Source organism: Methylocystis sp. S23 (assembly GCF_054106005.1).
This window is the reverse complement of the sequence record NZ_CM134185.1, coordinates 3,043,780-3,058,963: the sequence shown is the minus strand read 5'-3', so window position 1 is coordinate 3,058,963 and position 15,184 is coordinate 3,043,780. Positions and strand designations below refer to the sequence as shown.

General features: G+C 64.1%; 13 protein-coding genes. 7 read left to right on the top strand and 6 right to left on the bottom strand.

What is annotated here, in order from left to right; translation table 11 throughout:
* Positions 1-47 precede the first annotated feature (47 nt).
* The 5 genes from ACV7JP_RS14965 to ACV7JP_RS14945 all read right to left on the bottom strand — a co-directional run bounded on the left by ACV7JP_RS14965 (position 48) and on the right by ACV7JP_RS14945 (position 6,158).
* A complete protein-coding gene (locus ACV7JP_RS14965; protein WP_457796456.1) occupies positions 48-665 on the bottom strand; it encodes a hypothetical protein in 618 nt (205 codons plus the stop codon).
* A gap of 479 nt (positions 666-1,144) precedes the next feature.
* Entirely contained in the window at positions 1,145-2,404 is a 1,260-nt protein-coding gene (gene amoB, locus ACV7JP_RS14960; protein ID WP_457795483.1) for a bacterial ammonia monooxygenase, subunit AmoB, read from the bottom strand.
* 158 nt (positions 2,405-2,562) lie between these two features.
* A complete protein-coding gene (amoA, locus tag ACV7JP_RS14955) occupies positions 2,563-3,321 on the bottom strand; it encodes a bacterial ammonia monooxygenase, subunit AmoA (protein ID WP_457795482.1) in 759 nt (252 codons plus the stop codon).
* A 322-nt stretch (positions 3,322-3,643) separates the two neighbouring features.
* Positions 3,644-4,414, bottom strand: a complete 771-nt coding sequence (amoC, locus tag ACV7JP_RS14950; protein WP_457796455.1) for a bacterial ammonia monooxygenase, subunit AmoC — start codon at positions 4,412-4,414, stop codon at positions 3,644-3,646.
* Positions 4,415-5,120: 706 nt separating this feature from the next.
* Positions 5,121-6,158 (bottom strand): cytochrome-c peroxidase, encoded by a 1,038-nt coding sequence (locus tag ACV7JP_RS14945; RefSeq protein ID WP_457796454.1) that lies wholly within the window; start codon positions 6,156-6,158, stop codon positions 5,121-5,123.
* 325 nt (positions 6,159-6,483) lie between these two features.
* Between ACV7JP_RS14945 and ACV7JP_RS14940 the strand changes: the two genes are divergently transcribed.
* The 5 genes from ACV7JP_RS14940 (at position 6,484) to rplI (ending at position 10,937) form a co-directional block, all read left to right on the top strand.
* Positions 6,484-7,617: a cytochrome-c peroxidase gene (locus ACV7JP_RS14940; RefSeq protein WP_457796453.1), complete on the top strand. Its 1,134-nt coding sequence runs from the start codon at positions 6,484-6,486 to the stop codon at positions 7,615-7,617.
* Positions 7,618-7,645: 28 nt separating this feature from the next.
* Entirely contained in the window at positions 7,646-8,725 is a 1,080-nt protein-coding gene (locus ACV7JP_RS14935) for a metallophosphoesterase family protein (RefSeq protein WP_457796452.1), read from the top strand.
* Positions 8,726-8,761: 36 nt separating this feature from the next.
* Positions 8,762-9,148, top strand: a complete 387-nt coding sequence (locus ACV7JP_RS14930; protein WP_457796451.1) for a c-type cytochrome — start codon at positions 8,762-8,764, stop codon at positions 9,146-9,148.
* Between the two features lie 179 nt (positions 9,149-9,327).
* Positions 9,328-10,323, top strand: coding sequence for a DUF2232 domain-containing protein (locus ACV7JP_RS14925; protein ID WP_457796450.1), 996 nt, complete (start codon positions 9,328-9,330; stop codon positions 10,321-10,323).
* A 50-nt stretch (positions 10,324-10,373) separates the two neighbouring features.
* Complete coding sequence (gene rplI / locus ACV7JP_RS14920; RefSeq protein WP_457796449.1) at positions 10,374-10,937, top strand: 50S ribosomal protein L9; 564 nt, start codon at positions 10,374-10,376, stop codon at positions 10,935-10,937.
* A 356-nt stretch (positions 10,938-11,293) separates the two neighbouring features.
* Here the strand turns inward: rplI and ACV7JP_RS14915 are convergent, their stop codons facing one another.
* Entirely contained in the window at positions 11,294-12,151 is an 858-nt protein-coding gene (locus ACV7JP_RS14915) for a ChbG/HpnK family deacetylase (RefSeq protein ID WP_457796448.1), read from the bottom strand.
* A 56-nt stretch (positions 12,152-12,207) separates the two neighbouring features.
* On the opposite strand from ACV7JP_RS14915, the gene ACV7JP_RS14910 reads away from it, so the two are divergent.
* The gene (locus ACV7JP_RS14910; RefSeq protein ID WP_457796447.1) at positions 12,208-13,173 is read left to right on the top strand and encodes a glycosyltransferase family 2 protein; all 966 of its coding nucleotides are present in this window, start codon (positions 12,208-12,210) and stop codon (positions 13,171-13,173) included.
* A 341-nt stretch (positions 13,174-13,514) separates the two neighbouring features.
* Positions 13,515-15,053 (top strand): murein biosynthesis integral membrane protein MurJ, encoded by a 1,539-nt coding sequence (gene murJ, locus ACV7JP_RS14905; RefSeq protein ID WP_457796446.1) that lies wholly within the window; start codon positions 13,515-13,517, stop codon positions 15,051-15,053.
* Positions 15,054-15,184 lie beyond the last annotated feature (131 nt).

Below are 15,184 nucleotides of genomic sequence, written 5' to 3'. Positions count from 1 at the left end.
TTTGGTCTTTTTTCTCTCTTTTCAAATACTCACGCGCCGTCGCGCCTTCAAGACGCCACGGTCTCGTCCGCCTCTTTCTTCTTCTTGGGCGTCGGATGAGTGTGCTTCCAATAGACGAACACCATGCCCGCGATCAGGATCGTGCCGGCGATCTGCGGAACCCAGGCCCAGAGCGTTTCGCCGACCATGAATTTGAACTGCTCGGTCTGCTGCTCGCCATTTTCCTTCGTCAGCGTCACCAGGCCAATATAGTGGCCGTTATTCGCAAAGTTGTGCTCGATGCTGAATGTGCCCTTCGTGTATTTCTTCGCAGGCAGATGCAGCTCCGTGATCGCCTCGAGGTCCGCGCCCGTCGGCAGAACCGGCGTCAAGGGATCGCGGATGACGCGCAATTCCAGCGGCAAATCGCGGAAGGACGGCGTCTCCAGGTCGAAGACCATGATAGTGCGGCCGACCGCCGGAATCTCGCTGCAATATTCGCTGCGCGACTTGTCGGGCTGGAAGACCGTGATGTGGATCATGTCATAGCCGAACATGACCATGCACATATTGCCCATGGACATGGCCTCCGGCCCCGCGCCGCCCTCCGCGCGCGCCTGCGGCGCGAGACCGAACGAAAGCGCGGCGCCAAGGAGGGCCGCTGCAAGGCTACGCCATTTCATCATTTCTTCCCTCGATTTTCGAGCGCGCCTTGCGCGCCGCTCTTTTCTTGTTTTACCGGCTGCAAAGGCCGCGGCGCCCGCTCGCGACTCGTTCCCGTCTCCAGCCGGCGCTCCAGTTTCTTAAGCTCACGGCCAAGTCACGGCAATGACCGCGAATGGCGCAAACACGCCCTCAAGCGCTACTTTGCATCCAAAATGGGCCGAGGCGCGAGCAAAAAGCCTTGAAACGATTTGCGTCTAAAGGACGCACCAATTGATCTTCAGCAAACAAAGACGGTCGAAAAGCTGGAACGTGGCGGAAAGCGCTTTCCCCGGAAGCGCACGCCTGATCCGGGAGCCGGTCGTGTTCCGCGAGCGATTCCGCTCCATGGCGGCGCGATCTCGCCAATATGGCGGCGAGAAGCGCGGATCCCTTCCCCCCTCAAAAAGCGACCGGCCGGACTTTCGTCCGGCCGGCGCGTTATTTAGCGATTTCGGTTCGCTTAGGGCATGTCGCCGGCGACGAACTTCGGAATCACCGGGCCGCCGATCTCAGCCGCGAAGCGCTTGCCGTCCGGCGAGAAGAAGAACAGCAGGCCGCCGATCTGGCTGTCCGTGTCGTAGGCCAGGTCCGACAGACGCTCAATGTCCCAACGCGCGTCCTGGATCTTCACCACGATCTCCTTCGACTCGCCCGGCGCGATCGTGTCGTCGTTCGACAGGCCGCGGTCGGCAAGCAGGTAATCCGGGAAGTCAGGCTTCGTCGTGAACACCGCCGGGTTCAGGAAGCGCAGGCCAGCCGCCGTATATTCGCCGAGGCGAACCGGCTGCGACGTGCCGTTCTTGACCTTCACGTTGATCGTCAGCTCGCGGCCCGGAACCTTGTAGACGCCGCCGTTCAGCTCGGTCGTCACCTGCTCCTTGCCCACGCCCGCCGTGCCTTCCGTCTCGATCGGCGTCAGCGGCTTCTGCAAGCCGGCCTGAAGCGGGATCGTGCGCGGGAAGGTCGAGTTCGTCACCGCGTAGCCGACAATCGTCGCCAGGATCGTCAGAGCCAGGACAATCGCGCCAATGCGGCGGTCGTCGTCGCCAATGACGTCATCCGGACGGCCTTCCGCCACCCGCAGATACGACGCGATGATGCCCTTCCGGATGAACCAGAACAGGATCCACGCCGCGCCAACCGCCAGCCACGGCAGATGCCACGCATAAACGCGGCTGATGCCGTAATGCTCAAGGTCGACCGTCGAGCCGTCAAGGAGCGTCACCGGGTCGGTGAAGTCCTTCATGTCGCCCTTGATCTCAATCCACTGGCCGGGGCCGATGATCGGACCGCCGCCCTCGACGTTGACCTGGGCGTGGACGTGCCAGCGGCCCGCGCGACGGCCGCGCAGATTGATCGAGAAGGCGTAGTCCTTGCCGATCTCAAGCGACACCGAGCGAGGAGCGAACTGCTCGCCAATGAACTGAGCCGTGCGGACCAGAACCGGGCCGGGCTCGCCGGCGTTCAGGAACGAAACGCGCGGATTGGCGACCGCCTGCGGCCACGCCGAGAAGACGTGAACCTTGCCGGACAGGACCATGTCCTCGTTGACGTTCACCGAGGTCTTCGACCACTGCACGTCATACCAGTTCAGCGTGCGCATGCGAAGGAACGCCTGCTGCGACTTCTCGCCGTGCGCCGAGGCCGGAGCAACCGCTCCCAGCGTCGCCGCCACAGCAGCCGCCGCGCCAATGGCGGCGAGCTTGACTAGCTTTTTCATGAACAAACCTCCCAGGTTCCTCTTCCGGCCGGCGCCTCGCGCGCCAGCCGATTTTTTCATCCGCGGAACGGCAGGCCAAATCGGCGATCCAACCCGCGCCCGTCCGCGTTGCTCTTTCTTCGAGTTCCGGCCACGGCCAAGCCGCGGCCAGGCCCGCATCAGATGGTGTCGATGACCTTGGTCGTGGAATACCAGCGACCCATGAACCACCACAGGAAATACACCATCATCGAGACGAAGCCCGAGAAGAACGCCGCAACCGGCACAACGTCCTTACCGAAGGTGCGCAGCGTGCCGCGCTCGACCATGCGGATGTATTCCGGCATCGACGTGCGGACGAAGTGGAAGCCGATCAGATCCGCAAGCGTCATCAGCTGGCCATGCTGCTCGGTCGCCTGGTGGAACGCCGCAATCGCCGGCCAGTTGTTCGGGTAGAACAAAAGACCCCAGCCCAGCGAGCCCACAACCGCCGTGATCACATAGGAGCCCGACAGAAGAAGGATCACGTCAAGCCAAAGCGCCGGAACGATCAGAGCCGACGGGAACACCAGGCTGATCGGGAAATAGGTCCAGCCCCAGAAGTTCACGTAGCGGTTGATCCACTCGCCAATCAGAAGGCCCAGAGCCGCGAAAACGGCGCCGAACGGAAGGCGGAAGTTCACCCACCAGAAAGCCTGCGACGCCGCGCAGAAGGTCACGCCCAGAATCGGCACGACCGTCGGCCACATACGACGATCCTTCCAGTCAATCCAGAAGTCCCAGTCGCCCGCCGTCAGCATGAAGTGGACGTGATAGCCGCCCAGAACGGCAAAGAACAGCAGAACCAGAAGCATCCAGTCCGTCGTCGCGACGCAACCCGCCGCCTCGGCGACGGAGTTGAACGGACCGACCGCCCCCCCGCTTTTCGATTGTGACATCACTCTTCTCCTTGGTGTTTCTCGGAAACCCTCCAGGCCCCGAGCTTTCTTATCGCCGCCGGCCCGAGGCGCTTCGACCCCGGACCCGCGCCCAAACGACCGGCAAACAACCGACCGCCCGGCTTTCTCTCGCACGGCGCCGTTGCGCGCCGCGCCGCGACCTTCCCTCCAAACGACCCCGGGTTCGCCCCGGTTTTCAACACAGACCCAGACTACCCGGTCGCCTCACGCGGCCAGAACCCGTCCGATCCCATGTCCGTTTGGAAAAAATCCCGCGCCCAGACCGCCGCCCGCGCCCTTGGGCGCGAGCGGCTGTTCCGTCTTACTCGGTCAGGAGGGCGACGCCGTCCTTGCCGATCAGCGCATGGATGCGCATCAGGATCTGCAGAACCACGCCGAACACGCCAAGCGCCATCCAGCCGAAGAACACGAAGCCCCAATGCAGCGGAGCCACGAACAGCTCTTCCATGAACCAGAAGGTGTGGCCCCACTCATTCAGGCCAACGTTCGGGATGATCATGAACGGGCCAATCGCCACGATCAGGAACGCCAGCGAGTAGCCATGAGCAAAATACGGAATGCGCGTCTTCGCATAGAAGAAAGCGCCGACCGCGATCACCGAATAGATCGGGTAGCTCATGTAGAACTCGATGATGTGCGACGGCGTGAAGTCCGTGTCACGGATAACCGTCATGTGCCACGTGCCGTCCTGCTCCGTGAAGAACGAAGCGCCCCAGTAAATGGCGATGCCGTAAACCACCAGCCACTGAACCAGGACAACCAGGCGGCGCATCTCCTCGCGCGGCGAAACCGCGTCGACGTTGCGGTCGCGCGTCTTCCACAGATAGCCCGCAAGGCCAAGGCCCGAAACCAGCTCCAGCGGAATCTCGGTCCAAAGGATCGACATCCAGTAGGTCTGGAACTCCGGCGCAAACGAATCCAGGCCGGCGCGCCAGCCATAGATCTGCTCGTAAATGCGCACGATCAGATAAAATACGTTCAGCAGAGCCAAGCCAATCCACATGCCACGCAGATCGACTACGGACTCTACCTCAGCAGCTGCGCCAGCAGCAGCGCTAGTCGTCGAGCTCATATTTAACTCCTCCTATGTGCTCCCAGGGATATGCGCGTGACCGGTAAAAGCTCCGCCTCCCAGAACAGAGCCGCTTCGTCCTCGTTTGATTAAACGTTAGGCGGGAAACGTTCCAAAACGTCGACCCACGCCTTACCGCCCTTTCTTGACGCAGCCCTCAATGCCCAAATCCCCAGAAACCCCCAAGAGATCCAAACATCCAAGCAAGCCGCTTGTTGTTATCGGACGAACACCGACGTCGCCGCCTAAACAAAGCCTAACCGCATCGCCTCCCAGGCCATGCCTTCAGACCCCGTCTAGCGTGAACCAACCATTCCCCCTCACCAACATAATATCAATATCCCTTGGTATAGCTGAAAACTGTCTATCGAATAGTAATAACAACCCCAGTAGATGGGTAATAAACTACCTAAATGGGTAGTTTGACGCGATCGGCGCGGCAGTGGCTGCTTGCGTATAATCGATTGTTTTTTCGCTGCTTAGTCAGAGATCAGCCCAGAGCGTCGGCGGATATGGCAAAACAATGGCGCCACCTGGAGACGCCCCGCCAACAGGACTGCGGCGTTCTGTCCAAAATCCCGCAAGGCGACGTTCTGGCCCCGCGCAAAACGCTTTGCCGCAATCAAAAAAGAGGATGAATTTCAATTCGCAAAAGATCGGGGCGCGCTTTGGGCGCGCCCCTCTCGCCATTCGCCGCCGGACGCTTCTATTGCGGACGCGGCGTCTCTTTCGTGCGCGCGGGCAGAATCGGATAGGAGACCTTCGGCTGGTCGCCGGTCAACGTTCCCAGGAAGGCCACGATGGCGGCGTTCTCGTCCGGCGCAAGCGGCGCGCCGAGCTGGGATTTGGCCATCACGTCGACGGCTTCCTCGAGCGTCCAGACCGACCCGGTGTGGAAATAGGGCGCGCGCAGGGCGACGTTGCGCAGCGGAGCCGAGCGGAACACGAAGGCGTCGGCGTCGCTATTGGTGACCTTGGCGCGACCGCGATCGGCGACCGGCAGAATCGCCGCGTCCGGCTTCTGAGCGACGCCGAAGGGGAAGTAGCCGTTGCCGCCGACATTCACGCCGGAATGGCAGCCGGAGCAGCCCTTGTCCATGAACAGGCGCAGGCCCTTCTTCTCCGTGTCGTTCAGCGCGCCGGCGTCGCCGGCGAGGAACTTGTCGAATTTCGAATTCGGCGTCGTCAGCGTCGCCTCGAAGGCCTCGATGGCGTTGGCCATGTTGTCGAAGCTGACCGGATTGGCGTCGTTCGGGAAGGCCGCCCGGAAATCGGCGACATAGCCCGGCATGCTCTTCAGCGTCGCCTCGACCGCGGCCGGCGTGTTGTTCATCTCCACATCCGCCTGCACCGGGCCTTTGGCCTGGGCCTTGAGGTCGACGGCGCGGCCGTCCCAGAACTGGGCGACGTTGAACACGGCGTTGAGAACGGTCGGCGCGCGGCGCGGGCCCTTCGCCCAGCCATGGCCGATCGAGGTCGGGCCGGAGTCCTCGCCGCCCGTGCCGAGATTATGGCAGCTATTGCAGCTGATGATCTGGCTCTTCGACAGGCGCGGATCGAAGAAGAGCTTCTTGCCGAGCTCGACCTTGGCCGGCGTGATCGCGTTGTTCTTGACGACCGAATTCACGCTTCCGGCGTCGATCGGCTTGAAGACCGCATTGGCGTCGGCGCGCAGATCGCCGGCATGGGCCATAACTGGAAAAAGCAGCGTCGCGCCGAGCGCGGCGATCCGAAATCCGGACATTCGTTCCTCTCCCCTTGCAGCTTTGAGCGTTGAAAGCTGACCGCCCCGCCGCACGGCGCGCGCGAAGCTTGCGCTCCCGGCTACCACAACCCCAGACATGGCGGAAGCCCTCGGCGGCCCGGACGGACGGCCATGCGCGTCAGAGCGCAAATTTGCGAAGGCGCGACGACAGGCGTCGCGCCTTCGCCCGCTACTGCGCCGTAGCGCGATGCGCCAAGACATAGTAATTTCGCAGGTGAGACTTGTCCGGCGAAAGCAGCGCCCCACCCTGAAATCAAAAAGCGCGCGGCCCAAGGCAGGTCGTTCGCGAGGGGAGGGAGCTTCCATGCGCAGCTTGTGTGGGAACAGAGGCGCCGTAAAGGCGCTCGCCTTGGCTTTCGGCTTGGGGATCGGCGTCGCCGCGGCCGACCCGCTCGGTCTGCCGCCCTTGCCCGTCCCGGCCGACAATCCTCAAACTCCCGAGAAGATCGCGCTTGGCGACAAGCTCTTTCACGATCCGCGCTTCTCGATCGACGGAACGGTGAGCTGCGCGACCTGCCACAATGACAAGAAGGCTTTCACCGACAGTCCGCTGAAGACGTCCGAGGGGCATCACAAGCTGACCGGCACGCGCAACGCGCCGACGGTGCTGAACGCCGCCTATTTCACGACGATGTTCTGGGACGGACGCTCCGCCTCGCTGGAGGACCAGTCGCAATTCCCGATGGTGAATCCGGTCGAGATGGGCCTCCAGGATCACGCGCCCGTGCTGAAGATCGTGCGCGAGGACCCCGCCTATGTCGACGGTTTCAAGAAGGCCTTCGGCAAGAGCGGCACGGACGTCACGATGGAGGAAGTGAAGAAGGCCATCGCCGCCTTCGAGCGCACCGTCGTCTCCGGCGACTCGCCTTTCGACAGATGGTATTTCGGCGGCGACGCCAATGCGATCAGCGATCAGGCCAAGCGCGGCTTCGAGGTCTTCGTCGGCCAGGGCCGCTGCGTGTCCTGCCATGTCGTCGAGCAGACGCAGGCGCTTTTCACGGACAACAGGTTCCACAATATCGGGATCGGCCTCAATCGCATTCAGGACGACGTGCCGCGGCTGGCGGGCGAGTTCCTGAAGGCGAAGGCCGCCGGCGCCGATGTCGACAAGGCCGTGCTCGCCGATCCGAAAACCTCCGATCTGGGGCGCTTTGCGGTGACCAACGCCTTTGACGAGATCGGCGGCTTCAAGACCTCGACCCTGCGCAACATCGCGCTCACCGCGCCCTACATGCATGACGGGTCGCTGAAGACGCTGAAGGACGTGGTGAAACACTATAATGAGGGCGGCAAGAGCCCGGGCGACCCCAATCCCGTCAATCCCTATCTGTCCGGCGGCATCCGGCCTCTCGATCTCTCGGATCGGCAAATAGACGACCTCGTCGCCTTTCTGGAGACCCTGACGAGTCCGTCGGTCGCCCGCGCACAAGCGAAATGACGCGGCCTCGAATCGCTGGGAGAGCAAGATGACCAAACTCGTTACGAGGCGCAGCGTGATGGCTGCGGGAGCCGCGGGAATCGCCGGCGCGCTCACAACCCCGCCGATCAGCATGGTGAGACTCGCTTTCGCCGGCGCGCGCGACGACGTGTCCTTCACCTATATCTCGGATTCGCATATCCAGCAGATCAAGGGCGCGAAGTTCGTGCGCAACTGGGACATGGGGCTCAAGCGCGCGGTCGCCGAAGCCAATCTCATCCAGCCGGAGGTTGATTTCGTGATGTTCGGCGGCGACCTCGCGCAGCTCGGCAAGCGCGAGGAGCTCGATCACGGCGCGGAGATGCTCGCCGCGGTGAAGGGCAAGCTGCGCTGCGTCATGGGCGAGCACGACTACTATCTGGACCTTGGCGAATATTGGTCGAAGCTCTACGGGCCGCAATGGTACAGCTTCGACGTCAAGGGCGTGCATTTCATCGTGCTGAACTCCATCCTCACCACGGATGAATGGACCTTCCACCGCTGGCCGACCGCCGAGCGGCGGATGCTGGAAATGGCGGGGCTCGACAACCCGAACGGCTCGCCCTTCATGGTCGGCGAGAAGCAGCGCAAATGGCTCGCGGACGATCTTTCGAAGATCTCGAAGGACACGCCCATCGTGGTCTTCTCGCATTCGCCTCTGCAGAAAATCTACAAGGGCTGGAACTTCTGGACCGACGACGCCGAGGAGGTGCAGGCCCTGCTCGCGCCGTTCAAGAGCGTGAACGTCATCTACGGCCACGTCCACCAGATCCAATACAACCAGATCGGCAACATCGCCTTCAATTCGGTGATGGCGACGGCCTGGCCCTGGCCTTACCCCGAGACCTATGCGCAGGCGGAGAGCCATCTGCCCGTGCTCACCGTGCCGATGAACCGCGCCGACCCCTTCTTCGAGCGCGACGCCACCGGGTGGCAGCTTGTCGACATGCATTCGGGGCGCGTCACGGCGCGCTATCAGCTCTGGGACAATGATTCGCGCGTCGTCGGCTTCGATCCGGCGCAGGGCCATCCCGTCGACAAGACCCACCAGGACCCCAAGCGCCGCAAGACCGCCCAGGCACATTACTGATCGGGAGCAATATGGAGCAATATTATGCGCCGCCACATGACCGTTCTTTCCCTTGCGATCGGGCTTTCCGCCGCCCCCGCGTTCGCCGACGAGTTCAAGCAGGCGGATATTGATCGCTGGCAGGCCGAATATGAGTCGGTCGCCAAGAAAGGCCGCACGCTCTGGACGAGCGGCGAGGTGGGAACCAATGGCGTCGCCTGCGGCCAATGCCATCCCAACGCCGCCAATACGCATCCCGAGACCTATCCGAAATTCCAGAAGCAGCTCGGCAAGGTCGCGCAGCTCTGGGAGATGGTGAACTGGTGCATCCGCAACCCGCTGCAGGGGCAGCCGCTGGCCGCCGACGATCCCAAAATGACCGCCCTCCTCTCCTACATCCATTATGAGCGGCGCGGCGTGAAGCTCGAGCCGGGCAGGCACTGAACGAGGCGGGCGCGACCGACTTCGGCCGATCGCCCCGGCCGCCTTTCTCTTGCCCTTCCGCACGCCGCGGATTAAAAGGCCCCGTCGCGCCGCCGGCCGGAAGGTCGTTTCGGCGCTTTTTGGCTTGATCGCGCATCTTTGTGGATCGGGCCGCGAATCTCGACCGGAAGCGACGCGCCGTGCCCGACAAGAGCGTATTATCGCCGCAGAATATTGGCGTCTCGATCCTCGGCGGCGTCGCGGCCGCCGCGATCGCCGCCGTCGTCGCGCGGGGCGGGTTCGGCGGGCTCATCTTCGCCCATCTCGCGCCGCTGCCGCTCGCCATCGTCGCGCTCGGCTTCGGCGTCATCCATGGCGCAACGGCCGCGATCGCCGCGACGCTGCTGCTTTCGGTTCTGTCGGGAGCCGGACTCGGCATGGCCTACGCCCTGCTCGTCGCGATTCCCGCTTGGCTCGCGGCCTACGCCGCGTCCGGCGCGCCGCGCGACCGCCGCGACCTGATCGGCGCTAATTATTCGAGCTGGGCCTGCCTCGCCGCCGCCGGGGCGCTGGCTTTCGCGGTCATTCTCTGGCTCGTCGTCGCCACTTTCAGCTACGGATCGCTGGACGAGGCGCTGAATCCGATCCGCGCCCGAGCCTTCCTGATGCTCGACTCCATGCATCGGAACAAGGAAATCCCCGAGGCGATGAGTCCGACCGAGCTGTCCGGCCAGGTCGCGCGGGCCGTTCCCGCCTTTTTAGCCGGCTACGGCCTCCTCATCCACGTCGCCAATAGCTGGGTAGGCGGCTCCATCGCCCGCGCCTCGGGGCTGCTCGGGCGCCCCTGGCCGGATATCGCCATGGATTTTCGCCTGCCGCGCGCCGTGGCGGGTCTGTTCCTGTCCGGCCTCGCCCTGACTTTCTTTCAGGGCCCTTCCGGCGCGATCGGCCTCGTGCTCGTCACGACCATGGGCGCGCTGTTGATGCTGCAGGGCCTCGCCGTCGTGCACGCCTTTGTGCGCGGATCGAAATCCAGCGCGCTCGTGCTCTCGATTCTCTATTTCATGCTCGGCTTCCTCATCTGGCCGATCATACCCCTCGCCGTGCTCGGCGCGGCCGACGCCCTGTTCAACTATCGCGACCGGAAACTGGCCGCGGCGCCCAGTCAGACCCAGAAATCCCCGGAATCGGATTGACACCGGCCGGATTTTCCTGACAAAGGCGCCAACTCTCGGAGAAGAAGAAAATGGAAGTCATTCTGCTCGAACGCGTGGCCAAGCTCGGCCAGATGGGCGACACGGTCAAGGTCCGCGACGGCTACGCCCGCAATTTCCTCCTTGCCCGCGGCAAGGCGCTGCGCGCGACGGAGGGCAACAAGAAGCATTTCGAGACCCAGCGCGCCCAGATCGAGGCCCGCAATCTCGAGGCCAAGAAAGAGGCTGAGGCCGTCGCCGAGAAGCTCGACGGCCAGACCTTCGTCATCATCCGCCAGGCGGGCGAGAGCGGCCATCTCTACGGCTCGGTCGCGACGCGCGACGTCGCCGACGCCGCGACGGCCGGCGGCTTCTCGCTCAACCGCAACCAGATCGTTCTGACGCATCCGATCAAGGCGCTGGGCCTCCACGCCGTGCCGGTGCATCTGCACCCCGAGGTGGACGTCAAGATTACGGTCAACGTCGCCCGTTCGGAGGAAGAGGCCGAGCGCCAGGCCCGCGGCGAATCGGTCACCACCCGCGAGGAAACCTCGATCGACGATCTCGGCCTCGAAGTCGGCGCCGCGCTGGCCGAAGCCGGCGACGTGGAGCTGTAAGAAGCCCTCCCCCGCCGTCATTGCGAACGGAGCAATCCAGCGCTGCGACGACGCGATAAGCGTCGCCGTCGCCGCCGCAACGCCCGCCCGTCATTGCGAGCCGAAGGCGAAGCAATCCAGAGCCCACGTCACGGCGCTGGATTGCTTCGTCGGCTATGCCTCCTCGCAATGACGGCGGATGCGTCATTGCGAACGGGGCCATCCGGCGCTGCGGCGACGCGATGAACGGCGCCCGCCGACGCCGCAACTCGCGCCCCGTCATTGCGAGCCGAAGGCGAAGCAATCCAGAACCACGTCGCCGCCCTGGATTGCGTCGTCGGCTACACCTCCTCGCAATGACGGCGGCACGGCGAGGCTCACTTGTTCAGGGCCGCACTCAGCCGCGTCAGCTTCAGGCCGCCCTTCTCCAGCATCTCGGGCAAGCGCGGCGAGAGAAGAAAGGCGAGCTCCTGCTCGCGCGTGATCGTCACCGGGTCCTGCGCCGTCAACTCGTCGTCGACATGGCCCGGATGGCACATCACGAGATGCGCGCGGCCGGGCGCGCGCAGATAGGTCTCGAAGGACCTCGCATAATCCTTCCCCGGATCGAAATCGGAAAAGCCGGCAAAGCCGTCATTGACGGCGAAGCCCCGCCAATGCGCCGCGCGGTGAAACCCCGAGGCCAGCGCCCGCACCGTGAGCGCCTTGCGCGCATGCGCGCGGCGCGCGGCGATGCGATGCAGGCTGTCCGCGGCGTTGCGCAGCCAGGCGCGGCCATTGAGCTTGCGCGCAAGCATCGCGTCCAGCAGCGCCTCGCGAACGCCCGGCAGAACATGCACATGCTGGTGCCCGTCCACGAAATCGGGGCGGCGCTCCATCACCGCCTCGAAACGGTCCAATTGCCGGTCGATCTCGGCGCGGATTTCCGCCATCGGGAGCTTGCCGCGCATGGCCATGCGAATGACTTTCGAGACGGGCGGGAACGTCCCGCCCGGCGCGAATTCCGGCATGCGCCCGAGCGGCCGCCCCAGCGTCAGGTTGAAATGCAGGCCGACATCGGCGTTCCGGGAATGGCGCAGCAATTCGCGGCCCATGGCCGGCCAGCGCGGTCCCGTGACGAGCGCCGAGACCGCCGTCAGCCTGCCCGCGTCGAGCGCTTTCAGAATGCCGACGCTCACGCCATAGGAGAGGCCGTAATCGTCCGCGCAAAGCGCGATGATGCGGTCTTTCGCCATCGTCGCCGATCCCCCACTATCTATGCCGCGCCCGAATTTTCTGATTGAAACGACGCATGAGCGACAGCATCGAGCCCCCCGATATATCGGTCGTCATCCCCGTATACAATGAGCGCGCCAATCTCCGCCCGCTCGCCGCGCGGCTGACGCCGGCCCTTGCGGCCGCCAATGCGACCTTCGAGGCGATCTTCGTCGACGACGGCTCCCATGATGAGAGTCTCGAGGAGCTGCGCGCGCTTTGCGCCGAGGAGCCGCGCTTCCGCGCCCTCTCCTTCTCCCGCAATTTCGGCAAGGAGGTCGCCATCGCCGCCGGGCTGGACGAGGCCCGCGGCCGGGCCGTGGTCATCATGGATTCCGACCTGCAGCATCCGCCGGAGGTGATCTCGCTATTCGTCGAGAAATGGCGCGCCGGCTACAAGAATGTCTACGGCCAGCGCACCGACCGCGCGACCGACCCCAAAATGCGGACGGTCCTCACGGAGCTCTTCTACAGCCTGCTGGAGAAATTTGGCGACGTCGCGCTGCCGCCGGGCGCCGGCGATTTTCGGCTGCTCGACCGGCAGGCGGTGAACGCCCTGCTCTCGATGCGCGAGCGCGCGCGCTTCAATAAGGGCCTTTATGCGTGGATCGGATTCAAATCCGTCGGCGTGCCCTTCGAAGTCGACGCCCGCGCCAGCGGCGCCTCGAAATTCAATTTCACCCGTCTCGTTCGCTTCGCGCTGGACGGGCTGATGTCCTTCTCGTCGATCCCGCTCAAGGTCTGGACCTATGTCGGACTGGCCATCTCCTGCTTCGCGCTCGGCATGGCCGCCTATTACTGGATCCGCACCATGCTGTTCGGCGTCGATACGCCGGGCTTCCCGACCCTCGTCGTGTCGATCGCCTTCTTCTCCGGCGTGCAGCTCATCTCGCTCGGCGTGCTCGGCGAATATGTCGCCCGCATCTTCAACGAGGTGAAAGGCCGGCCGCTTTATCTGGTGGCGGAGCGGGTGGAGACGAAGAAGACGGAGGAGAAGGAATAGGCTTTGGGTGAACGCTGGCGTGAGCAAATCCCTCCCCTTTACGGGGAGTGATTAGGAGCCGACCGCCCAAGACTGCTATTCGCCCTTGGCGCCTCGCTCCGCAGGGCGCCTCAAATAAGAGGATTTTGAAAATATTGCTGCTAGTGGTCTGTGTCACTCGAATTGACGGGCTTTTTGGAGAACCTTCATTCTCCACCGTCATTGCGAGGCGGCATAGCCGCCGAAGCAATCCAGAGCCGTGATAACGCCTCTGGATTGCTTCGCTTCGCTCGCAATGACGGTGGAAAACGTGGGCAAAAAGACCGACAATTCGAGTAACGGAAACCATTAGAAGCCATGGCATGATTCGCAGTCTTCTCTCCGTCGGCGGCTTCACCCTGCTCTCGCGCGTGACGGGCTTCCTGTCGCTCGCGATGCAATCCGCGATCATGGGGGCAGGCGCCGTCTCGGACGCCTTCTTCATCGCCCAGCGCCTGCCGAACAGCTTCCGCGCCATCTTCGGCGAAGGGGCCTTCAACGCCGCCTTCATCCCCTGCTACGCCAAGGCGCTGGAGCAGGAAGGCGACGAGCCGGCCGAGGAATTCGCGGGCGAGGTCTACACGCTGCTCCTCGCCTCGCAGATCGCGCTGCTGCTGCTCGTCTGGCTGCTCACGCCGCAATTCGTGTCGCTGCTTGCGCCGGGCCTCGGCGATCGGCCCGAGAAATTCGCGCTGGCCGTGAACCTCACGCGCATCACCTTCCCCTATCTGCTGTTCATGACGCTTTTCGCGCTGCATATGGGCGCGCTCAACGCCCATGGCCGCTTCGCGCTGCCGGCCTTCGCGCCGAACCTCATGAATCTCACCGTCATGGCGGCGCTGGCCGTGGCCTTCCTTTTCCCCAACGCCGGCTATGCGGCGAGTTGGGGCGTCACCGTCTCGGGCGCGCTGGAGCTGGGGCTGTTGATGTGGGGCGCGCGCAAGATCGGCGTGCTGCGGGGCTTGCGCAAGCCGCATTGGCCGCGCGTGCGCGAATTCTTCCTGATGCTCGGTCCCGCCGTCATCGGCTCGGCGAGCCCGCAGATCGCCGTCTTCGCCGACACGATCCTCTCCTCCATGCTCGCCGATGGCGGCGTCTCCGCCATTTCCTACGCAGAGCGTCTCTATCAGCTTCCCGTCGGCGTCATCGGCATTGCGGCGGGCACGGTGCTGCTTCCCGAAATGAGCCGCCGCATCGCCGCGGGCGACGTCGCCGGCGCGCATCGGGCGCAGAGCCGCACCATGGCGCTCACCCTTGCGCTCGCGGCGCCCTTTTTCGTCGCCTTCGACACGATTCCCGAATTGATCGTCGCGGGCCTTTTCATGCGCGGCAAGTTCACCGCCGCCGACGCCGTCGCCGCGGGCGACGTGCTTGCCGCCTATGGCGCGGGGTTGATGGCGCTGGTGCTGATCGCCTCGGCGCGCGCGAGCTTCCAGTCGCGCGGCGACACATCGACGCCGATGAAGATCGCGCTCGCCGCGCTCGCCGTGAATGTCGCCTTGAAGGTCGTTCTCTTCCGCCCGCTCGGCGCCGTCGGCCTCGCGACGGCGACCTCGGTCGGCATGTGGATCAATCTCGGCGCGCTCGTGGCTCTGGCGATCGATCGCGGATTGATCGACTTCGACGGCGTCTTCGCCAAGACGGCGGGCGCGACGCTCATCGCCTGCATGCTCCTCACAATGGCCGCCGTCTTCGGCCGCGCGCCGGCGCTGTCCTTCGGCCTGCATTTCGGCTCGCAGGCCAATCTCGTCGCGCTGATCGCGCTCGGGGCGGCGGGGGCGATCGTCTACGGCGCGACGCTCGCGGGCGCGCTGCATCTCGCGGGCGTGCGAATGGGCAATTTAAGGCGCGGAAAGCGTTGATCCATTGCGGCGCTGGATTGCTTCGTCGCTTCGCTCCTCGCAGTGACCGGGAGGCCGGTCCATACGCGTGGTCGGAAGCGGACGAGAATCGTCTTTATGACAAGCCATTCCGCCGTCATTGCGAGCGGAGC